The following is a 20,608-nucleotide window of genomic DNA, read 5'->3' on the forward strand; positions in this document are numbered from 1 at the left end:
CGCCAGGAGTGCGTCGAGGGAGGTCGGGGTCTTCATCGCCGCTCCGCATACACCAACGCGCAGTTGGATGCAGCGCCCGTGGCCGGGTAGAACGGCCCTCCGCCATGCGCCTTCCGCCCCTGAACGTCCTGCTGACCGCTTCCGTCCTCCTGGGCACTTCCAGTGCCTGCATCGTGGAGGCCCCCGGCGGGGCCAGCGAACAGGAGCGCCGCGCGGCCACCGTCACCCAGGTGCCCCCCCTGTCCATCCGCAGCGGCGCCAACCTGGGCGGCAAGGTGGAGGTGGTGGGCGCGTCCGTGCAGCCGGGCCGCATCCCCGCCGGGGACCAGGCGCGCGTCACCGTCTTCTTCAAGGTGCTCCAGCCGCTGGAGGAGGACTACCTCGTCTTCGTGCACGTGGAGGACGCGGATGGGCGCATGGAGCGCATGAACGTGGACCACAAGCCCGCGGGCGGCCTGTACCCCACGACGCAGTGGAAGGTGGGGGAGACGGTGAAGGACGAGTTCGTCATCGCCCTGCCGCCGGGCGCGTCGCCGCGCGCCATCAACGTGTGGATGGGGCTGTGGGAGCCGCGCAACGACGCCCGGCTGCCCATCACCAACCCGCAGGCGGTGCGCAACGATGGCCGGGGCCGCCTCTTGCTGGCGCAGGTCCCCGTGGGCGGTTGACAGGGCAAAAAAACCGGAGCGGCCCTGTAAGCCGGGTTCTGTCCCCACCCCTTTCGGGATGGGCGGCGAACATTCATCTAGGGCCCTGGTTGCCCAGGGACCTCATCAGCGAGCAACCCGAACGCATGGGACGGGCCATCCCTGTCCCCTTTCGGGGACGCGCTCCTATTGGCTCTTGCTCCAGGTGGGGTTTACCGTGCCGTCCGAGTCACCCCGGACGCGGTGCGCTCTTACCGCACCGTTTCACCCTTACCCGCCCCCTTGCGAGGACAGGCGGTCTGTTTTCTGTGGCACTTTCCTGCGAGTCGCCTCGACTGGCCGTTAGCCAGCACCCTGCCCTGTGGAGCCCGGACTTTCCTCCCGCCATCCATGCCTGCGATGGCCGGCGTTCACCCGGACCGCTCCGGCACTCCGGGGATACAACAGCCAGCCCGGGCGGGTCCACCTTCAGGATGGGATGATGTCGGGCGCACGCCTCGGTGCCCCCCGGCGGGTGGGCGTCCGGGGGCTTGTCGGGTTTCCCCGCGCCTGAGCGTCCCCAAGTCCCCGCGAGCGGCCCTCGCGGGAGGGGAGGGACGGGCATGGAAGCGGTCATCTTCGCGGGCATCCAGGGGACGGGGAAGAGCTCCTTCTACCGGGAGCGCTTCTTCACCACGCACGTCCGCCTGAGCCTGGACATGCTCAAGACGCGGCACCGGGAGAAGGTGCTGCTGCGCGCGTGCCTGGAGGCGAAGCAGCCCTTCGTGGTGGATAACACCAACCCCACGGCGGCGGAGCGCTCCCGGTACATCGCGGCCGCGAAGGGGTTCGGCTTCCGCGTGGTGGGGCTCTACTTCCAGTCGAAGGTGGCGGACGCGCTCCTGCGGAATGATCAGCGCCCGGTGGAGCAGCGCGTGCCGCTGGTGGGCGTGCTCGGCACCTACAAGCGGCTGCAGGTCCCCAGCCCCGAGGAGGGGTTCGACGCGCTTTTCTTCGTCCGGCTGTCGCAGGACGGTTTCGCAGTGGAGGAGTGGCAACGTGAAGTTCGATGAACTCGACGAGAAGATGCGCGTGTTCGAGACCGCGCACGACCTGTGCGTGCTGCCCGGCGTGTTCATGGTGGCGCGCATCGATGGGCGCGGCTTCACGCGGCTGACGAAGGAGGTGCACGCCTTCGAGAGCCCCTTCGACGTGCGCGTGCGCGACATGATGGCCGCGACGACCGGGCACCTGATGGACTGCGGCTTCCGGGTCGTCTACGGCTACACGCAGAGCGATGAGATCTCGCTCCTGTTCCACCCGGACGAGGACACCTTCGGGCGCAAGACGCGCAAGCTCAACTCCATCCTCGCGGGGGAGGCGAGCGCGAAGTTCTCGCTGCTCCTGGGGGACCTGGCCGCGTTCGACTGCCGCATCTGCGAGCTGCCGAACGCGGGGCTCGTGCGCGACTACTTCCGCTGGCGCAGCGAGGACGCGCACCGCAACGCGCTGAACGCGCACTGCTACTGGAGCCTGCGCCGCGAGGGAAAGGGCGTGGCGGAGGCCACGAACACGCTCATGTGCCTGTCGGTGGCGGAGAAGAACGAGCTGCTCTTCCAGCGGGGCGTGAACTTCAACGACCTGCCCAACTGGCAGAAGCGCGGGACGGGGCTCTACCGGGAGACGTACGCGAAGGAGGCGCGCAACCCGAGGACGGGCGAGACGGTCCTCGCCGAGCGTCGCCGCCTCAAGGTGGACTACGAGCTGCCGATGAAGGACGCGTACGACGCGTTCATCCTGTCGTTGCTGGGAGAGGTGGACCGGTAGCCTGACCCCCTGGGACAACAGCCAGAACGGGAGGACCGTGACGTACTGGTGTTGTCCCAGGCCGCCGTCTCCAGGTCGTTGTAAGGCTATTCCGGCAATGCCAGTCCTGGCCCAGGAGGCTTTGTCCTACCCGGGGCGGGGGATTGCGCGCGTTCGCCCGGGTGCCGCAGGATTCGCGCTCGCGCCACCGGGTGCCCTGAGGCACGGCGTGAAGGTTTCGAGGGGGAAGCACATGGTCATTTTCGGTTCGAGGCTCTTCGGCAAGGTCGATGCGATTCCGGGCCTGGGGTACGTGGCGACGAAGTTCGGTCACATCAACTTCGTGCCGCTCATTCCGCTGGAGGGCTGGCTCGTCGTGGCGGAAGAGGGCAACGGCTGGCGCGGGCAGGCCATTGGCATGAGCGGCAAGTCCGTGCTCGTGGCGTGGGCGCGCTTCCTGTTCATCGTCGTGGGCCTGGGCTCATTGCTCTTCGGTTCCATCGCCTTCGCCGAGCACGAGGCCGGGGGCGCCATCCCCCTGGGCCTGCTGGCCCTGGCCTGCATCGGAGGGCTCATCACTTCGTACAAGTGGAAGTGGGTGACCCACGCGTCGCCGGAGCGCGCGATGGAGATCGCCCGTGAGGCGGGAATCAGCGAGGAGGGGCTGAGGCAGCTGCACCGCCTGTACTCGGCTCCGGAGGCCGCCGCCGCCGCGCCCGCCCAGCCCTGGTCGCCGCCGGAGTCCTGATCCGCCGCTCGCGGTCCTTCGCTGAAAGCCTTTGGGTTCACCTCACATGAGTCATGTCGTTGGCATCGATCTGGGCACTACCCACTCCCTGGTGGCCGCGCTCGACGGCGCGGGCCGTCCCAACCTGCTGACCAACCGGTTGGGGCAGCGGCTCACGCCTTCCGTGGTGGGGTTGGACGCGGAGGGCCGTCTCCACGTGGGCGAGTCCGCGCGAGCACAGCTGCTCGTGCATCCGGAGCGCACCATCGCGGAGGTGAAGCGGCGCATGGGCCGCGACCTGCCGGTGATGCTGGGAGACCGGCGCTACAGTCCCACGGAGATCTCCGCGCTCATCCTGCGCGCGCTGCGCGAGGACGCGGAACGCGCGCTGGGCGGCACGGTGACGGAGGCGGTCGTCACGGTGCCCGCGTACTTCAGCGATGCGCAGCGCCAGGCGACCAAGGACGCCGGTGAGTTGGCGGGGCTCAAGGTGGAGCGGCTGCTCAACGAGCCCACCGCCGCGGCGCTCGCGTATGGCGTGAACCACCTGGACGCCGAGCAGTACGTGCTGGTGTACGACCTGGGCGGCGGCACGTTCGACGTGTCGGTGCTGGAGATGTTCCAGGGAGTGCTGGACGTGAAGGCCTCCGCGGGCAACAACCAGCTGGGAGGCAGCGACTTCGACCAGGCGCTGGCCGCGTGGCTGGGCGCGGAGTTCGAGCGCAGCCACGGCGTGTCACTGACCGGGAACCTGGCGGCGCAGGTGCGGCTCAAGGCCGCAGCGGAGGCCGCGAAGATCGCGCTCACGTCCGTGGATGCCACGCCCGTCATCGTGCCTTTCCTCGCGCAGGGCCGGGGAGGGGCTCCCGCCTCGCTGGAGGTGGAGGTGACGCGCGCGAAGTTCGAGGCGCTGATCACGGACCTGGTGCGCTCCACGCTCGAACCGATGGAGAGCGCGCTGCGCGACGCGAAGCTGTCGAAGAAGTCCATCGCGGAGGTGGTGTTGGTGGGTGGCAGCTCGCGCGTGCCGTTGGTGCGCCGACTGGTCGCCGAGTACTTCGGGCGCGAGCCGCGCGAAGGCGTGCACCCCGACGAGGCGGTGGCGCTGGGCGCGGCGCTGCAGGCGGGACTGAAGACAGGCGCGGTGAGCGCCGCGCACGGCATCATGATCACCGACGTGTGCCCGTTCACGCTGGGCGTGGAGGTGCAGGCGACGGTGGGGCGCGAGCGGGTGGGGGGCGTCTTCTCGCCGCTCATCCCGCGCAACACGACGGTGCCGGTGTCGCGCACGGAGACCTTCGCCACCACGGCGGACGGGCAGCGCGCGGTGGAGATCCGCGTGTTCCAGGGCGAGGCGCGGCTGGTGAAGGACAACCTGCTGCTGGACGCGTACACGGTGGAGGGCGTGCCGCCCGGGCGTGCGGGGACGGAGAAGGTCGCGGTCACGTTCACGTACGACATCAACGGCATCCTCGACGTCACGACGCGGGTGGTCTCCACGGGCAAGGAGGCCACGCTCGTGGTGGACAAGCGCTCGCAGCGCCTGGGGCCGGAGCAGCGGCTGGAGGCGAAGGAGCGGCTGGCGCGTGAATGGGGCGCGACCCCGGGAGCGCCGGTGTCTGCGCCCGCGGCGGCGCCGCCCGTGTCACCGGAGGCCGACGCGGATGCACTGCTGACCGCCGCGACCGAACGGATCGCGACCGCGCCAGCGGGCGTGCGTCCCCGGCTGGAGTCGCTCTGCAACGCCCTGCGTGAGGCCCGTGCGAAGGGGGACCGCGCCACCGCGGCCCGCCTGGATGCCGAGCTGACCGACCTGCTGTTCGACCTGGGCTGAGCGAGCACGTGCCGCCGATCCAACTCCAGCGCCCGGTGAGCCTGACCATGCTGTCACTCCAGGAGCACGCATGCTCCTGACCGAGCTCAAGCGCGCGGTGGTGCTGCGCCCGGCCGAACCGTCGGGCGCGATAGGCCTTCCTGCGATGCCGCTTCAGGAGCACGCATGCTCCTGACTGAGCTCAAGCGCGCGGTGGTGCTGCGTCCGGCCGAACCGTCGGCACGTCTGGCATTGGCCGAGGCGCTCTTCCAGGAACGCGACTTTCGCGGTGCCGCGGAGCATGCGCGCAAGGCCCTGGACCTGGGCGGAGGCGGGCCCGCGCGACGCCTCCTGTGCGGAGCCTGGGCTCGCGATGGCAAGCGGGCGGAAGCGCTGAAGCTGTTGGAGACGTCCGTCCGTGAAGCTCCCCGCGATGCGTCCCTGCGCGCGGAGTTGATCACGCTCCTGGAGGAGGAGCGGCCGGACGACGCGCTCGTGCATGCGTTCGAGGCCGCCGAAGCCGCGCCCGGTGAACTGGAAGCCTGGCGCGCCGTCATCCGGCTGTGTGAACGCACGAACCGTCCTTCCGAAGCCATGCCCGCGCTCAGGAGGGCCCGGCTGCTCGCGCCGGAGGACCCACGGCTCGCGGAGTCGGTGCTCGGTGCGCGTTCCGCGCTCGGGCTTCCAGCCACCACCGCCATGCTGGACGCGCCTCCCCTGGAGCAGGCCGCGCAGGCGCTCAAGCTGCCCACGGCGCGCGTCGCGCTCTCCCAGGCGAAGCTCGACGCCGCCGTTGATGCCCTCTGCCGAGGTGCGCTCGCGGAGGCGAAGCGGCAGCTCGTGGTGGCACCTGCGTCGTCGCGGACGAGCGCCGCCGCGGCCCTGCTCCGCGCGGAGTTGTTGTGGCTGGAGGGACGTCCCGCCGCCCAGGTGGAAGAGGCCCGTCGCGCCGTGGTCGATATGCCAGGAGCACCGGGGGCCGCCGCGCTGCGCCTGGGTGATCATCGGCTCGAAGCCGGAGCGCTGGAGGAGGCGCGTGAGCTCTATGCCATGGCTGCGGCGAACGGAGAGTCCCTGGCGGCCGCGGGCCGCGAGGCCGAAGTCGCCGAACGCCGCCGGTTGCTGGCTCGCGACGTGCCCGCGGTGGGCCGCGTGGGCGTGCTCGGCTGGCATCCGGGTGGCGGGCATGTCTCGCCGCTGGAGGCGGTCGCGGTGCCCGGGCGCGGCGTGCTGCGGTGCAGTGGCCGCGTGGGCCCCGAGGGACAGGAGGCCGCGGACGTGGCCTTCAGCGTGGTGCGTGCCCGCGCGCCCGCGCTGAGCCTGGGAACGCTCACGACCCGCTACGACCTGCACCTGCACTACACGGACACGGAAGTGGGCAAGGACGGCCTCTCCTCGGGCCTCGCGCTCTCGCTCGCGGGCCTCTCCGCGTACACGCAGCGCCCGTTGCCCGCGCGGCTGGCCGTGACGGGCGAGGTGACGTTGAACGGCGAGGTGCGGCGGGTGGGCGGCGTGCACGAGAAGCTGGTGGCCGCGTACCTCGAAGGCATGCGCGTGGTGCTGCACCCGCGCCGCAACCTGGATGACGTGGCGGCGCTGCCGCCCGAGGTGGCCGGGCGCCTGCGCCTGATCGCCGTGGACAGCTTGGATGAGGCGTGGCGGCTCGTGAACGCGGCCGCGAACACGCCAGGACTGGAGCGAAGGTGAACAACGAGCCCCGCCAGAACCCCTACGAGGTGCTGGGCGTCGAGAAGGACGCGGACGCCCGCGCCATCAAGAAGGCCTACTTCGAGCGCGTCCGGCAGAACCCGCCGGAGACGCACCCGGAGGAGTTCCGGCGCCTGCGTGAAGCCTACGAGCTGCTCTCCGACCCGGAAGCGCGCCAGGCCTTCGACGCCAGCGCCGCGCAACAGGCGGACGGCCCGGCGGCGGCGGGCAAAGCGCACCTCCAGGAAGCCATCAACCTGTTCGAAGCGGGAGACAAGGACGGGGGCCGCAAGGTCCTCACCACGCTGCTCACCGAGCAGCCCGACTTTCACGACGCGCGCCTCCTGCTGGGCCGCCACTTCCTCTTCGAGGGCGAGTTCCAGCAGGCGCTGGCGGAGTTCGATGCGCTGCTCGCGCGCGCGCCCGACCACTGGCAGGGGCACCTTCAGCGAGGGTGGGCGTTGATCCGCCTGGAGCGGCTGAAGGAGGCCGCGGATGCCTTCTGGCGCGCGGGCAAGCATGGCCCCACGGAGGTGGGCCCGCGCGTGGCGCTGGCTGACTGCCTGGAGGCAATGGGGCAGGTGGCGGACTCGCTCAAGGTGCTGGAGCAGGCGCAATCGCTGCCCGGCATCTCACGGATGGACGTGCTCGCACTCAAGGTGCGGCGCATCGCGACGATGCTGGAGTACGGCCAAGAGGCCGACGCCGCGAAGGAGCTGGAGCGACTCGACGCGGAGCTGCCGGAGGACGCCGACCCCGAGCTGCGCCGCTGGGCCGGGGGCCAGCTCACCGCCGCCGCCGCGCACCTCTTCGCGCAGCAGAAGTCCCAGGGCGCGAACCGGCTCCTCGCGTTCGGCCGGCGCTTCAACCCGGAGAGCGCCACCGAGGTCGCGTACCCGACCCGCGTCACCGTGGAGGTGGACGCCCTTCCGTCCGTCACCCGTGAATGGCTGCACTCGGAGGCGGAGCGGATCGGCGGGTGGCGCGTCCTGACGACCTGGGTGATGCCCGCCATCTTCACGTTGATCTGCGCCACGGCGCTCTGCTTCCTGCTGGCCTTCATCTACCTGGGGACCGCCGAGCGCGGTGTCTGGGAGTGGCTGGGATGCGCGGTCGTCGCGGCGCTCGGCTTCGGCGCCATGTGCTTCCAGGCCCGCTACCTCCTGCGGGTCATGGCGAGCCCCTACGGACGCTTCAACACCATCCACCCCCTGCATCTCATCCAGGTGGCCATCGACCGCATCACCGTGTGGCCGCTCGTGCACCTGCAAGACCTGAAGTTGGTGGAGCACCAGAACAACGGCGTCTACCAGCACACCAACATCCAGCTGCGCTTCAACGACCAGCGCATGGTCATGGCCGTGCGGGGCAAGGAGAAGGCGGAGTCGCTGGCCCAGGAGCTCATCGCCCGGCGACGCCGCGTGCTGGAGCTGCTCGGCCGGGGAATGCTGGACGCGGAGAGCGGCGTGGAGCACCTGCCTCCGGCGCTGCTGGCAGGGGCGGACAAGAAGGGCCACGTGCGTGCACCGGATGCGCCTTCGCCCTGGCCCGGTATGTTCGCCGCCGCAGGGATCGGCGTGTTGCTGGTGGGCGGGGCCGTGTGGCCGCAGAAGCGGTCGTCCGCGGAGCACGCCTGGATGCGCGTCGCGGCGCGTGCGGACCTGGGTCCCATGCTCGAGTACCTGCGCGAACACCCCGACCCCCGCTTCGCTCCCCAGCTCCAGGCCCGCGTGGACGCGGAGCTGGGCAAGGCACGGACACGGCTCGAGGCCCGGTTGGATCCAGGCAGTGCCGCCGCGCCGTCTCGAGCGTTCTTCACGGGCCTGCTGGACGCCGTCTCGCGCACGCACAGCCGCCGCGTCACCGTGACGTATCAGGCACAGGAGGGCGCGCGGACGCCCCAGGATGATCCCTCGGAGCTGCTGGTGAGCGCCTGGCAACGGGCGGTGGATGAAGCCCTGGGGCAGGGGGTCCTGGTCGTGGACGGAGGCCGGGGCTCCCAACACGAGGGACCAGCGCTGATGACGCTCCACGTCCAGGAGGGAATCCAGGCGGGCTCTCCGTCGTCCCAGCGGATCTGGTCGGTGAAGCAGGAAGGACTGGACCTGCCGGTGGAGCCGCTGGAACTCGTGGCCGACGCGGCGGATCCGCGCGCCTCGGAGGCCCTCTTCCACGCGTGGGTAGACCGTTGGCACTTGCCCGGCGCGGGCGACCGCCGCCCGCTGTTGCTTACCGCTTCGACGCTCGTCCAGGAGGCCCGGCCGTGAGTGCTCCTTCGACTTCTTCGCGCCAGGGCAGGTTGCTGCTCGGCGGAATCGGTGTCTGCGCGCTCGCCATCGTGGGAGTGGCCCGGTCCTTCACGACGCATGAGCAGTTGCTCTTCGTCAACGCACTGGACACCTCGGTCATGGTCACCGCGGGCGGCGAGCAGTTTTCGCTCGGGGCGAATGAGCATCGGGTGCGCACGATGCCCATCGGGCCGCTGGACGTGGACGTGCGCAGCGGGGAGGCCACGCTGGCTCACGAAACGGTGTTCGTGACCGACGAGGGCGGTCTCTTCGTCTACAACGTGTTGGGCGCCGCGCCACTCTACGTGACGACGGTCCGCTACGAGCGGGACGATGCTCCCGTCTCCTCGTCCGAGCCCTCCACGCTGGTCGTCGCGGGCACGCCCTTCCTGCGGGCGGGACGCATCGACTACGTCCTCACCGATCCGCCCCAGCGCATCGAGATGCGCAAGGAGGACGGCCGCTATACGACGCGTTTACATCTGGGCCAGGCGCCGGGAGGGTGGGCCTCGAGCTACGGCTGGCTGATGACGAACCACCAAACGGCCAAGGCCTCTCGTCTGGCGGAAGACGTGTGGCGGGCACTGCCAGAGACGCCGGGCGCGGAGACCGCCGCCTTCGTCTCGAGGATGGTGCTCGCGCGTGAGGAAGGGCTCCTCGCGTCGCTCGCCATGACGCGGGCGCGGCGTGACGCGCAGCCGGACAACGCGGACGCCCAGCGGGCATGGATGTACGACATGCGTCGCGCCGGGCGAAATGACGAGGCTCGCGCGTACTACCAGGCCCAGCTGGAGCGCCATCCCGACTCCCTGGTCATGGCCGTGATGCTCGCGCGCGCCGAACCCGAGCCCGCGGGGACGGAGCGGCTGGAAGCGTTGGTGCGCGCTCATCCCGGGGAGCTGCTCCCCCGTCGGGCGCTGGCGGTGCGGTATGCACGCCTGCAGCGCTGGGCGGATGCGCTCCCGCTGTTGGATGCGATGGAGCAGGGGGACCCGGACTACTCGCGCTACCAGGAGACGCACGCCGAAGTGCTGGTGGCCCTGGGCCGACGCGCGGAGGCGGCGCGCAGGCTGTCGGAGCGCCTGCTCCAGGCCAGCTCGGAGAAGGAGCCACCGGACCTGGAGGACGTGCAGCTCTACGCGAAGCTGGTCGGACACGCGTCACAGGACGGCAAGGAGAACTCCGCGATGCGGCAACTCGTCGCGTGGGCCCAGAAGGATCGGCCGGAGGGCCAGGTGGCCCGGTGGCTCGCGGCCTCGCTCGGGCAGGCTCCTGACGCCGACGAGTCGCGCACCGCGCCGGACGATGCGGTCGCGACCGCGGTGCGGGTGCTGCTGTCGCTCGCGGAGGAGCCCGAGTTCGCCGCGCGGGCTTCCGCGCACGTCGACTTCCTGGCCTTCCGCCATGTCGGCACCGAGGCGGGCATGCTGCTGGCGGCGGAGTTCGAAAGGCTCGGGGACGCCGCGCTCGCGGCGAGGACGCTGGATGTTGCCGGTGTGGACCTGGGCTACGGCGAGCTGCGGGACGTGCTGAGCGGCAAGCTGTCGGTGGAGTCCCTCACGACGCTGGACTGGGGCGAGCGCGCCGCGCTCCACCTGGTGCTCGCACGTCAGTTGGACGCCCGTGGCAAGGACTCCAAGGCGGCCTACGCGCGCGTGAAGAAGGAGCTCCTGTTGCCCGGCGCGGTCACCATCGCACTTGAGCACTGGGACCGCCCCAAGCCGTCCGGCGCCATGGCGGGGGACACGGTGCCCTAACGGAAGGCGTGCTGCCGTCGACTCACCGAAGAGATGAACTCTTTTGAAGACCCGCGGAGGCCGAAGGAGGGGAGAGCGTCGTTGCGCGAAAAAGAATTCCACGCTCAGGGGGCGGAGCTGACCTTGCTGGATTGCTTCAGCTTCCCGCTGCGAACACCGGAAGCGCGAAGAGACGTGCTCGTTGGGGCTTTGCTCCTACTCACAACGCTGCCTGGCTGGATTCTCAATCTCGGCCATCGCCTGGAGGTCGTCTACCGGATCTTCCATGACGAGCCTCCCTATTTTCGCGGTTTCAAGCCTGTCCTGTTTGTGTTCAAGCGCGGCCTGACGGCGTGGTTTGCCATTGCAATCTACCTGACCCCTTCGGCCCTGTGCGCGTTCGCAGCCTGGCTGCTCTGGCCAGGGCCTTGGGCGATGACCCTTGTCTGCGTGGCAGTGGCCGCTTTCGCGCTCGCGGTATTCAGTCTCCCGGGAGGAATGACCTTCAACGCTGCCTTCCGGGACGTGTCCTACCTCTATCGTCCGGACAAGGCGTTCCGCCGGGCCCTGGAGGGCAGGACGGTCTATCTCAAGGCATGGGTCATCGGGGGGACGGCAGTCCTGCTGTCACTCCTGGGACTCGTCGTGGTTGGCATTGGATTCCTCGCGACGAGTGTCTGGGCATGGACGGTGGTCGGGTATGCCTTCTCCAGGGCCTTGTCGCTCTCCACGCGTGGAGCGACTCACTCATCCCGAAGCAGGTGAACCGCCTACAGCCGCGCAGCAGCATCCTTCTTCACACCGAGGCGACGGTGAAACCGATGCCTGGCAGTGCCTCGACCCACGACACCGAGGAGAAGCCGGCCTGCGTGAAGAGCTGGAGGAACTCTTCCCCAGTCCGGTGCTTCACGAACCCGGGATCCGCCAGCTCCGAGATGGGCCGGGCAAGCTTGACGAACCACTCGGGCCCTCCGTCCGCAATGAAGACCTTGCCGTTCGGTGCCAGCACCTGGCGGAAGGCTCGGGCCGCGGCCAGGCCATCAGGGTAGTGGTGAAATGACAGACAGCAGAAGACGGCATCGAAGGCGCCCGTGAACTCCTCGGGGGGCTGCGCGACGTCCGCCTGGAAGAAGGCCATGTTTCGACAACCGGCGGCGCTCGCGGCACGGTGCGCGGCCTCCACCATGCCTTGTGACAGGTCCGCGGCCACCACCTCTCCTTCGGGGACGAGTCTGGACAGGCGCAGGGCCGAGCTTCCAGGTCCGGCGGAGGGATCCAGGATGCGGGCGTTCGGCGGCAGCGGCTGCATCAGCTCCAGCAACTCATCGACGATGGGCTCCGAGAAAGGCCGGACCACGGTGTCATAGACAGACGCGACGCGGTCGAATTCACGGACGTCTTCGTAACCAGCAGGCTCGTTCGCCAGCAGCACAGGCTGCGCATGCCGCAGGCTGAGATGGGGCCCCCTGCCCTGGACGACACCGCGCTGCAGGGGAGGCCCAAGCGTGGAGGCCTGGTAGAGGCCCAACCGCTTCAGCATCCGGGCTGGCTCAAAGACATACATCCGCCAGGACAGCAGCGTGAGGGCCAGCGCTTGATCCAACGCGTGACGATTGACGGTGTGTTCCTGCATGGCGGATGCGACGGCCGGGTGGGTTCTGACCCAAGCATGAGCAGCGAGAGATGAAGCTGTATCATACCCGCGACAGAGGGGGCTGCCCTTCCTGCGCCAAACATGATGAGCCATTCGAGCTTCGCTGGGACAAGCCGTTTCGAGGTGTGTGGACCGCTGGGCCAAGGCGCCACGGGCATGGTGTACCGGGTCCGGGATCGGGAGGTGGGCCGCGAGGTAGCGCTCAAGACGCTGCGGCTGCCTGGCGCGGAGGCGCTCTACCGGCTGAAGCGCGAGTTCCGCACCCGTGCGGGCATCGTCCACCCCAACCTGCTCCAGCTCCATGAGCTGTTCGTGGATGACGGCGTCCCCTTCTTCACCATGGAGCTGGTGGAGGGGGGCGATTTCCTGAGCTGGGCGCGGGGGGAGCTGGCACTCGGCGGCGGTATTCCCCAAACATGGGGGTCTTCCCTGGCCAGTGGGGCGCCGCCGTCGCAGACCTTCGAAGGAGGGGAAGAGCGCGTCCCGGTCGTGGAGCTTGCCTCCGCCGTGCATGTACGGAGCAGCGGCGGGCCGGAGGTGGCTTCCCGGGAAGAGGCCTGGCCGCGGCTGCGAGAGGGATTGACGCAGCTGCTGCGAGGGCTGGGAGCGCTCCACGAGGCGGGGCTCGTGCACCGGGACGTGAAGCCCTCGAACGTGCTCGTTACCCGGGAGGAGCGCGTGCTGCTCCTCGACTTCGGCCTCACGACGGAGCGGCAGCAGCCTGCCCAGGGGGGCACTCCGGCCCAGCGGCGCGTCGGAACTCCGGCCTATATGGCGCCAGAGCAGGTGACGGGCGAGCCTGTCACCCCGACCTCGGACCTCTACGCGGTGGGAGCCATGCTGTATCAGGTGCTCACCGGAGCGTTTCCATTCGCGGCGGAGCCCGAGCGCTTGCTGGAGTTGAAGGTGAGCCAGGAGCCGCCTCCGGTCCGCGCGCAAGCTCCGGACGCTCCCGAGGACCTGGCCGCGCTGGCTCTTGAACTGCTGGCGCTGGATCCGAAGCGACGCCCGTCGGCCGAGGAGTGCATCGCGCGGCTGTCCCCGGTGCCCGCCGGTGCGGCGCCACACCCAGCCGCCACGGTGTCCGTGGGCCACGCCCCGTTCGTGGGTCGGGCCCGGGAGCTTCAGGTGCTAGAGGAGGCGCTGGCGGAGGTCTCCCAGCAGCAGCGGCTGATCACGGTGCATGTCCATGGGCCCTCGGGGATGGGCAAGTCCACGCTGGTGCGCGAGTTCCTCGCCCGGCGCGCTCCGGCCCCCACTCCCATGGTGCTCCAGGGGCGGTGCCACCCACAGGAGAGCGTGCCCTACAAGGCCATGGACGCGGCGATCGACTCGCTGGCCCGCCAGCTTGGCGCGCTCGCCGTGGACGAGGCTGCGGCGCTCGTTCCTTCCCGGGCCTACGCGCTGACGCGCCTCTTCCCCGTCCTGGGAAGGCTGGCGGCGTTTCAGCAAGCCGCCACCCCCGCGGTGCTCCCGGAGCCCGCCGAGCTGCGGCACCAGGGCTTCCAAGCCCTGCGCGAGCTGCTGGAGCGGCTCGGCCGTTCGCGCCCGCTGGTGCTCTGGATCGATGACGTGCAGTGGGGAGACGCCGACTCGGCGCCGCTCTTCCAGGAGCTGCTGCGGTCACCCGCGCCGCGCATGTTGCTGGTGCTCTCGTGGCGGAGCGAGGACCGGAGCCGCAGCCCGCTGCTGCGCCGGCTGTTGGAGCTGGCCCCTCCCGGAGCGCTCTCTGACTCCACGCGCGAGCTGCCACTGGGAGCGCTGGGCGAGCAGGAGGTGGCGGCGCTGGTCTCGACCCTGCTCGGCGCGCGGACCTCCGGGAGTGATTCTCAAGTGGAGGCCGTCATCTCCCATGCCGAAGGCAACCCCTTCATCGCCTGCGAGCTGGCCCGCCACGTGGGTGCGCACGCGGGTCAGGGACTGCCGCTGCCGGCCCAGGTGGATGTGGCCCAGCTTTTGATGGAGCGGATCCGCTCGCTCTCTCCGGAGCAGCGCGCGCTGCTGGAAGTGGCCGCCGTCGCGGGCCGGCCGCTGGGGCGGAGCGTGGCGCTGCGGGCCGCCGGGCTGGACGAAGGAGGTCGGGCTGTATCGGCCTGGCTGCGAGACTCCAACCTGCTGCGTGAGGTTCCGGCGGAGGGCGAGGTGGACATCGCGGCCTACCACGACCGCATCCGCGAGGCGCTGCTCGAAGCGCTCCCGGCCAATGTGCGCGTGGGCCGGCACCGCGGCATCGCCGAGGCCCTCTCGGCGCGCGGCTCCGAGGACTTCGAGGCGCTGCTCGTGCACTGGGAGGACGCGGGCGAGCCGATGCGCGCGGGCGAGTACGCGGTGCGCTCCGCCGAGCGTGCCTCCCAGACGCTCGCGTTCGGCCGCTCCGCCGAGCTCTATCAGCGCGGGCTGGAGCTGCTGGGCGAGTCCGCGGATCGCCCCTCGCTGCTGGAGAAGCTGGCCCAGGCGCTGGCCAACCAGGGCCGCGCGCCCGAGGCGGCCCAACGCTACCTGGAGTCCGCGGAGGCGCTGGGGGCAGAGCTTCAGGGCACGCGCGTGAGCGGGTTGAAGCAGCGCGCCGCGGAGCAGTACCTGAAGAGCGGGCGCTTCAACCAGGGATGGCGGGAGATGCGCTCGGTGCTGGAGGCGCTCGGCATCCCCGTGCCGGGCTCTTTCCTGGGGGCGATGGGCTCGGCCACGTGGCGCCGGGTCGTCTTCCTGGCGCGGCGGGTGGACGTGGACGCCGCCCGGCCCGCCCTCTCACCCGAGGAGCGGCACCGGATGGAGGTGCTGTGGGCCACATCCACCAGCTGGTCCATGGTGAACCCCACACTGGCGGATGCCTTCCGCATGATGCACCTGCTGCGCACGCTGAAGGCCGGAGACGCCTCCACGCTCTGCCGGGCCCTGGGCTTCGAGGCCGCCATGGAGTCCCACGTGGGCGGCCGCTTCCTGGAGAACAACGCCCGCGGGCTGCTGGAGCAGGTGCGGCGGCTCATGGAGCGCACGGGCGACCCCTACGACCGGGCCTGGTACTTCATGTCCGTGGCGAACCAGGCGTACACCCTGGGCCGGTGGCGCGAGGCGGCGGAGGCCTGCGACCGCGCCGACGTGCTCTTCCGCGAGCAGTGCCCGGGCACGGCCTGGGAGCGGGTGAGCGTGGCCATCTTCCACCACCACGCCCTGGCGATGCTGGGGGAGCTGCCCGCGCTGGCGGCGCGGCTGGAGGCGCTCGACCGGGATGCGACGCTGCGAGGCGACGTGCACGCGCGCTGCGAGGCCTGGATTGGCGAGCCCGTGTTGGCGTGGCTGGCGAAGGACCGCGCCGAGGAGGCCCAGGCCCGCGCCGCCGATGCACTGGCCGCGCAGTCCCCGGTGGCGTCCACCTGGCCGGAGAACGCGTACCGGCGCCAGCAGTACGCGGAGCTGATCGCCTGCGTCTACGCCTCCCACTACCGGGGCGATCCCTGGCCCGCGTGGAAGGCTGTCCTGGAGCACTGGGCGCCGCTGAAGTCCTCCTTCATGCTCTCGCTGAGGGCCACCGGTCTGGGGCTGCGGCACATGCGGGCCCGGGCGGCACTGGCCGCGGCGGAGTTCCTCCCGGACGAGCGGACGTCTCCCCCTGACCGCGTGGATCCGCGCTGGAACCGGCGGGCGCTGCTGGCCGATGTCCGCGCGCAGCTCCGGGTGATGGAGGGCGACCCCATTGGCAGTGCGCGCCCCCTGGGCCACCTGCTGCGGGCAGGGCTGGCCCGGCTGAGCGGGGACAGCGCCACGGCGGTCCGCGAACTGGAGCAGGCGGTGGCGGGCCTCGATCGCGAAGGCGTGGCGCTGTACCGGGAAGCAGCGCGCTACTCGCTGGGGGCCCTCCGGGGAGGCAATGAGGGTGAGGCGCTGCGGCGTCAAGCCTCGGATTGGATGGCGGCGCGCCAGGTGGTGCGGCCCGGCGCGCTGGCCGCGGCGATGGTGCCCGGGTTGGGACTGTCGCCCGGGCCCCGGACCGCTCAAGACGTGGGAGGCCGGTAACCCGCGGCGCCGCGCCGCAGGCTCTCCTCCAAATGGGTGCGGATGCGCCGCAGCAGCCCGACGAGGCCCTCACCGCCTCCATGGCCCGACTGCGTCCCCAGCCCACGCAGCAGGGACTCCACCTGGGCAAAGGCATCCGTGGACGTAGCGGAGGCCGGTGATGCCGCCGAGAGATGAGAGAGCATGGAGGGGAGCACCTCGACGCCCAGGAGGTCCCAGGGATGAGGCAGCCCGTGGTTACAGTTGATCGCGTCCCACTCCCGCAAGAGCATCACATCCGGAAGCTCATTCGCCTCGGGGTCCCAGATGCGGCAGTAGTCGCCCAACGGCGTGGTGGCGAAGAACTGCTCTTGGACCTGGAGATCGACCGGTGAAGCGGAGTGCCGGCGTTTCTTCATGTTGCAGTGGTCGAGGATGGCGTTGACAGCGTGCCGTGCCGACTCGTTGGCGGACTCCATGGTGGTGAGACGGGTGAAGGTCTTGTTGTAGGTGCCCGCGAAGACAAGCTGATCCCAGTGCACGTAATAGCCACCGTGCGTGGCCTGCCAGACCCCGTCGGAAATAGGGTCGGGTTGAACATCCTTCGTGAGGTCCCAGGGATCAGGCCCCGGCCGGTACTTCCAGTCGGAGACGATGGGTAACAGGAAGGGCGTCTTGTTGCGGACAAGGCGAGCCTGCTTTGGGTTGCTCCCGTCGTAGACGAGCCCTTCGTCAATGTGGATGTAGGCGGGCTTGGGAGGGATGAAGTCCGGCGAGGCGAGCCCAGGCTTCTTTTGCTCGAGAGCCTTGATGAGCTGCCTGGAGGTCTCTTGTTCCAGCTCCGCTGGCGTGGACTCCCAGGCCGTCTTTCCCCCGGTGGCCGGAGAGCCTTTCATCCATTCACCGATGTCGACGCTGAGCATCGATTGATACTGGCTCTTCTCCTGGATGGGCTGGTGCTGCCAGGCAACGGGGCTGCAGATCGCTGAGAGCCGCCACGGCGCATCACTGGTGTAGAGATAGCCATTGATGAGGTTGAACTCCGTTGTGTAGAAGTACTGGATGCCGGAGAGCGTCTGGAGTCGATCCCAGCTAAACATGCCGGGCTTCTGCGTCGGCTCGCGCTGGATGGTGCCAGGCTCTCCCGCCTTGGCGGGCACCAGGGTGGTGTAGCCCCGGAGCTTGGCAGGCACGCCCAGGGGCGGCAGTTTCTTGGTGACCTGCTCCGCCGCGAGGACGTCCACGGCCACGACGTAATAGTCATCCGGGCCACCCTCTGGTGGGGGCTCACCCGAGTGGATCTGCACGGTGGGCTTGTAGCGAGGGGGTCTCCCGGTCGATGGGTCCGCCTGCTCGAAGCCTGTGAGCTCTCCATGGATGAATTGGACTCCCAGGCGGCGCAGGTGCATATGCCAATGGCTGAACCAGGCCGCGCTGGTGGGTCCATTCAGGGTGGCGTGGGTATTCGCGGTAGGGACGAGGACATCCGTCAGGAGCTGGACATAGGTGTTGCCCGTCGTCCGTGCATCCGCCCACATGCCGTCCAGCGCTACCAGCACCCTCCCGGAGGACTGAATCAGGTCGGCGAAGGCCTTGCTGTAGCAATACAGAGGCCTGCATGCCTTCGGGTCGTGGCCTTGGATGTAATCCCACCAGGAGACGTTCTCGAATTCCTCCTTCCTGCGCTCGGGGCTGGTGAGCATGTAGCGCAGGACCCGGAGCGAGAACTGGAAGATGTCCTTCGAGGTGATGCCCAGACCCGACAGGTTGAGCAGGTCGACCAACTCGCGCGAGATGGAGTTCGGGAAGCTGTAGGGCCCCCACGTCGTGACGAAGGGCGGTGCCTTCTCGCTGGCAATGCCAATGGTCGGCAACGCAACAAGGTTGTCGTAGGTGGTGCGGGCGGTCGGCAAGGCATTGTTGTCGTAGATGGGGATCCGCCGCATCGTGTCGAAGACATGGCTGTAATATGATGGGAAATACCGGTACCCATGCTCGCCTGGGAGGATGACGCGCTCCAGGACGACTCGCACCCAGTTCCTGGCCGTGGGCGGCTGGCCCAGCTCCGTGTTCGCGGGCAGGGGCTCCTCACAGCGCACCACCGGGTGCCCGAGAATGTGGTCCCAGTTGAGCTGCTTGAGCACCTTCTTCGCGACGACCTCGGCCCGTTTCGTTGCGCGAGCCCTATCATCATGAGGATCGCCTGAGTCCGCGGGCGCCCCGGCGACCGACACCTCTTCAATCTTTCTCAGGCTCTGATCGTAGAAAGGTTGGATGTGGATCCTAAATTGGCCGAGCTTCTGGACGCTCTCTCGCGTCAGCTTCTTGAGCGCTGATTGCAGGTCGTTGCGCGAGCGCTGGGTGAGCTGTGGCTTGTAATTCTTCGCAGGCCTGTCCTGGAACTCCAGCCAGAGTGAGGGAAAGGGTCTGGCCTGGTCGAGTCCAAGGCTCACCGAGGTCGAGGTGTCGGGGTGATTGCGGATGTTGGGCCCTGCGGCTTCGGAGGTCTCTGGCTTCTTTGACTGGAAGGTGATCGACCCAGGCTTCGAGGGCTGGAAGTACTGGGTGCGGGCCAGCCCTCCGATGGCCAGGGACTGGGTGCCGCGTGCATCCAGGGCCCTGTCGCGCTCGAAGACGCGGACCTTGAAGCCACGGAGGGCCAGCTCGTGGGCCGCGGTCAGCCCCGCGATGCCAGCTCCAAAGACATGGACCAGAGGCTTCTTGGACTCCGAGACAGCGGGACTGGGGGGGACGGTGTCAGCCATGGGCCTCTGTCTCTCTTTCAGGGTTGTCCGCGCACGTCAGGCGCAGCTGGTGGAGCAGGGACGGGAAACCCGCACAGCGGACCGCCGCATGCACGTAGCGGATCAAACCTTCATGCGCGCGAAGGAGCAGCTCCAGGGGGCCGACCACCTCGACGGCGTTGGAGAGCACTGCCTCCGTGAGCGTGCGCCGGTCATCGAGCACCTCGAGGATGGTCCGCCGTGAGGTGCCCACGGTGATGGACTCCTGGCCATCCACGGCGCGCAGGTGGGCCTGCGCGGAGGTGAAGGCGACGGTGAAGTGCTCGGCGTCGATCTTCAGCGCGACAGCGAGGCCGGCCAAAGGCATCAGGAGTCGCGCGTGGGCCTGGGGCTGCTCGCGGGCCAGCAGCGCGAAGGAGCGGGCCAGCAGCGTCTGCACGCTGCCCTCAGTCACGGATGAACTCGAAGACACCGGTCCCCTCCATGGCCACGGCGTGTCCACGCACGCGCCCCTGTGCCGTCACCCGGCCCAGCACCTCGTGGATCATGGTCACCCGCTCGGGGTGCTCCTCGGAGGGGGTGACGATGCGGGCGGAGTCCTGCGGGTGGAAGGACAGCTCGAGCGTGTCCGCCCCTCCATGGGCGGCAATCTCCAGGGTCTCGGGCAGGTCCGCCGCGGCGCCCGGAGCCAGCAATGCCATGACGCGAGGCACGGAGAAGGGGCGTGCCTTGCGGAAGCTGCCTCGGGTGAGGACGCGGAGCTCCTCGTCGCGGAACACGCGCAAGGGCTCACCGCCGTGCCAGAGGAAGAGCCCCTGGTAGCGGGCCACCGAGCGGCCGCGGTCCGCCATGCGCACGTGCACCAGGCTCCAGGGGGTGGTCATGTCCCAGGGAAGCACCGAGCCCCACTCCCATGAGAAGTCATTGCCCCAGAGGAAGTGGCCCCAGTTGTGATCATGGTAGGCGGGGGCGTCGTTCACCTGCACGGTGCGGCCCGCGAGCCGGAGCGTGCCGCGCGCCAGCAGCCGGGGCACGAAGAGCCAGGACAGGCGCCGGTCCAGGGTGAGCGGCTGGTTGACGGAGATGGCCGGCAGCGTCACGGGGACGAGCTCCAGCTCGGCGGCCAGAGGGTAATCGCGTAGCGCGATGGACAAGCGGTAGGTGCCGTCAATGAAGCGCAGGGTGTTGTGGCCGAAACGCGCGTCGATGCGGCCTGCGGTCACCTCCACCTCGGCCTCCTCGAAGTGCTCCACATCTCCTTCCCAGCCCTCGCCGCGAGCCAGGACGATGAGGCGTGCCACCTCGGGCTGCCGGCCCTGCGTGGCTCGCACCTCGTCAATCAGGCTGAAGTTGATCAGCAGGTGCGCTGCCTCGGTATGCACGAGGAAGTGCTGCCATTCCTTGTGCGCGCCCCGCCCGCCCATGCGCGAGGGCGAGCGCCGGAAGTAATCGTTGCCGGTCAGCAGCCGCGCGAGGCGCTCTGGCGGAGGAGAGGAAGGGGACATGGGCCGGTG

Annotated in this window: 14 protein-coding genes and 1 other RNA gene; 10 read left to right on the forward strand and 5 right to left on the reverse strand. The window is 69.5% G+C overall.

The genetic code is table 11. The features are described 5' to 3' along the window. Nucleotides 1-104 precede the first annotated feature (104 nt). Nucleotides 105-668 (forward strand): hypothetical protein, encoded by a 564-nt coding sequence (locus tag D7W79_RS13995; RefSeq protein ID WP_120525875.1) that lies wholly within the window; start codon nt 105-107, stop codon nt 666-668. Nucleotides 669-679: 11 nt separating this feature from the next. Here the strand turns inward: D7W79_RS13995 and rnpB are convergent. Then, nucleotides 680-1,073, reverse strand: an RNA gene (gene rnpB, locus D7W79_RS14000) — RNase P RNA component class A. Nucleotides 1,074-1,249: 176 nt separating this feature from the next. On the opposite strand from rnpB, the gene D7W79_RS14005 reads away from it, so the two are divergent. The 8 genes from D7W79_RS14005 (at nt 1,250) to D7W79_RS14040 (ending at nt 11,468) form a co-directional block, all read left to right on the forward strand. Further along, nucleotides 1,250-1,699, forward strand: a complete 450-nt coding sequence (locus D7W79_RS14005) for an AAA family ATPase (RefSeq protein WP_120525876.1) — start codon at nt 1,250-1,252, stop codon at nt 1,697-1,699. Further along, nucleotides 1,686-2,453: a tRNA(His) guanylyltransferase Thg1 family protein gene (locus D7W79_RS14010; protein ID WP_120525877.1), complete on the forward strand. Its 768-nt coding sequence runs from the start codon at nt 1,686-1,688 to the stop codon at nt 2,451-2,453. Before D7W79_RS14005 ends, D7W79_RS14010 begins: the two co-directional genes overlap by 14 nt. Nucleotides 2,454-2,685: 232 nt before the next feature. Continuing rightward, nucleotides 2,686-3,180, forward strand: coding sequence for a hypothetical protein (locus tag D7W79_RS14015; protein WP_120525878.1), 495 nt, complete (start codon nt 2,686-2,688; stop codon nt 3,178-3,180). A 46-nt stretch (nt 3,181-3,226) separates the two neighbouring features. Then, a complete protein-coding gene (locus D7W79_RS14020; protein WP_120525879.1) occupies nt 3,227-4,993 on the forward strand; it encodes an Hsp70 family protein in 1,767 nt (588 codons plus the stop codon). 165 nt (nt 4,994-5,158) lie between these two features. After that, nucleotides 5,159-6,679, forward strand: coding sequence for a S16 family serine protease (locus D7W79_RS14025; RefSeq protein ID WP_120525880.1), 1,521 nt, complete (start codon nt 5,159-5,161; stop codon nt 6,677-6,679). Continuing rightward, a complete protein-coding gene (locus D7W79_RS14030; protein ID WP_120525881.1) occupies nt 6,676-8,946 on the forward strand; it encodes a J domain-containing protein in 2,271 nt (756 codons plus the stop codon). Before D7W79_RS14025 ends, D7W79_RS14030 begins: the two co-directional genes overlap by 4 nt. Next, nucleotides 8,943-10,724, forward strand: coding sequence for a tetratricopeptide repeat protein (locus D7W79_RS14035; protein ID WP_147441919.1), 1,782 nt, complete (start codon nt 8,943-8,945; stop codon nt 10,722-10,724). The genes D7W79_RS14030 and D7W79_RS14035 overlap by 4 nt, the downstream gene beginning before the upstream one ends. Before the next feature lie 81 nt (nt 10,725-10,805). Next, nucleotides 10,806-11,468 carry a hypothetical protein gene (locus tag D7W79_RS14040; protein WP_147441920.1) on the forward strand — a complete coding sequence of 221 codons (663 nt, stop codon included), beginning with the start codon at nt 10,806-10,808 and terminating at the stop codon, nt 11,466-11,468. Nucleotides 11,469-11,499: 31 nt separating this feature from the next. On the opposite strand, the gene D7W79_RS14045 is transcribed toward D7W79_RS14040, so the two are convergent. After that, nucleotides 11,500-12,336: a class I SAM-dependent methyltransferase gene (locus tag D7W79_RS14045; protein WP_120525884.1), complete on the reverse strand. Its 837-nt coding sequence runs from the start codon at nt 12,334-12,336 to the stop codon at nt 11,500-11,502. A gap of 102 nt (nt 12,337-12,438) precedes the next feature. Between D7W79_RS14045 and D7W79_RS14050 the strand changes: the two genes are divergently transcribed. Then, the gene (locus tag D7W79_RS14050) at nt 12,439-16,371 is read left to right on the forward strand and encodes a serine/threonine-protein kinase (protein WP_244221768.1); all 3,933 of its coding nucleotides are present in this window, start codon (nt 12,439-12,441) and stop codon (nt 16,369-16,371) included. Here the strand turns inward: D7W79_RS14050 and D7W79_RS14055 are convergent. From D7W79_RS14055 to D7W79_RS14065, 3 genes are read right to left on the reverse strand one after another with little or no spacing between them, the layout of a single operon-like run. Then, nucleotides 16,350-19,115, reverse strand: a complete 2,766-nt coding sequence (locus D7W79_RS14055) for an FAD-dependent oxidoreductase (protein WP_120525885.1) — start codon at nt 19,113-19,115, stop codon at nt 16,350-16,352. The genes D7W79_RS14050 and D7W79_RS14055 overlap by 22 nt on opposite strands. After that, the gene (locus tag D7W79_RS14060; protein ID WP_244221769.1) at nt 19,108-19,548 is read right to left on the reverse strand and encodes a sterol-binding-like protein; all 441 of its coding nucleotides are present in this window, start codon (nt 19,546-19,548) and stop codon (nt 19,108-19,110) included. Before D7W79_RS14060 ends, D7W79_RS14055 begins: the two co-directional genes overlap by 8 nt. Further along, on the reverse strand, nt 19,541-20,599 hold the full coding sequence (locus tag D7W79_RS14065; RefSeq protein ID WP_120525886.1) for a hypothetical protein: 1,059 nt from the start codon (nt 20,597-20,599) through the stop codon (nt 19,541-19,543). Before D7W79_RS14065 ends, D7W79_RS14060 begins: the two co-directional genes overlap by 8 nt. Between the last annotated feature and the right edge of the window lie 9 nt (nt 20,600-20,608).

The organism is Corallococcus exercitus (assembly GCF_003611585.1).
Classification (GTDB): domain Bacteria; phylum Myxococcota; class Myxococcia; order Myxococcales; family Myxococcaceae; genus Corallococcus; species Corallococcus exercitus.

Coding starts and splice junctions, on each gene's coding strand:
- D7W79_RS13995 (WP_120525875.1), top strand. CDS start 105: ATGCGCCTTCCGCCCCTGAACGTCCTGCTGACCGCTTCCGTCCTCCTG.
- D7W79_RS14005 (WP_120525876.1), top strand. CDS start 1,250: ATGGAAGCGGTCATCTTCGCGGGCATCCAGGGGACGGGGAAGAGCTCC.
- D7W79_RS14015 (WP_120525878.1), top strand. CDS start 2,686: ATGGTCATTTTCGGTTCGAGGCTCTTCGGCAAGGTCGATGCGATTCCG.
- D7W79_RS14020 (WP_120525879.1), top strand. CDS start 3,227: ATGAGTCATGTCGTTGGCATCGATCTGGGCACTACCCACTCCCTGGTG.
- D7W79_RS14025 (WP_120525880.1), top strand. CDS start 5,159: ATGCTCCTGACTGAGCTCAAGCGCGCGGTGGTGCTGCGTCCGGCCGAA.
- D7W79_RS14045 (WP_120525884.1), bottom strand. CDS start 12,336: ATGCAGGAACACACCGTCAATCGTCACGCGTTGGATCAAGCGCTGGCC.
- D7W79_RS14050 (WP_244221768.1), top strand. CDS start 12,439: ATGATGAGCCATTCGAGCTTCGCTGGGACAAGCCGTTTCGAGGTGTGT.
- D7W79_RS14055 (WP_120525885.1), bottom strand. CDS start 19,115: ATGGCTGACACCGTCCCCCCCAGTCCCGCTGTCTCGGAGTCCAAGAAG.
- D7W79_RS14065 (WP_120525886.1), bottom strand. CDS start 20,599: ATGTCCCCTTCCTCTCCTCCGCCAGAGCGCCTCGCGCGGCTGCTGACC.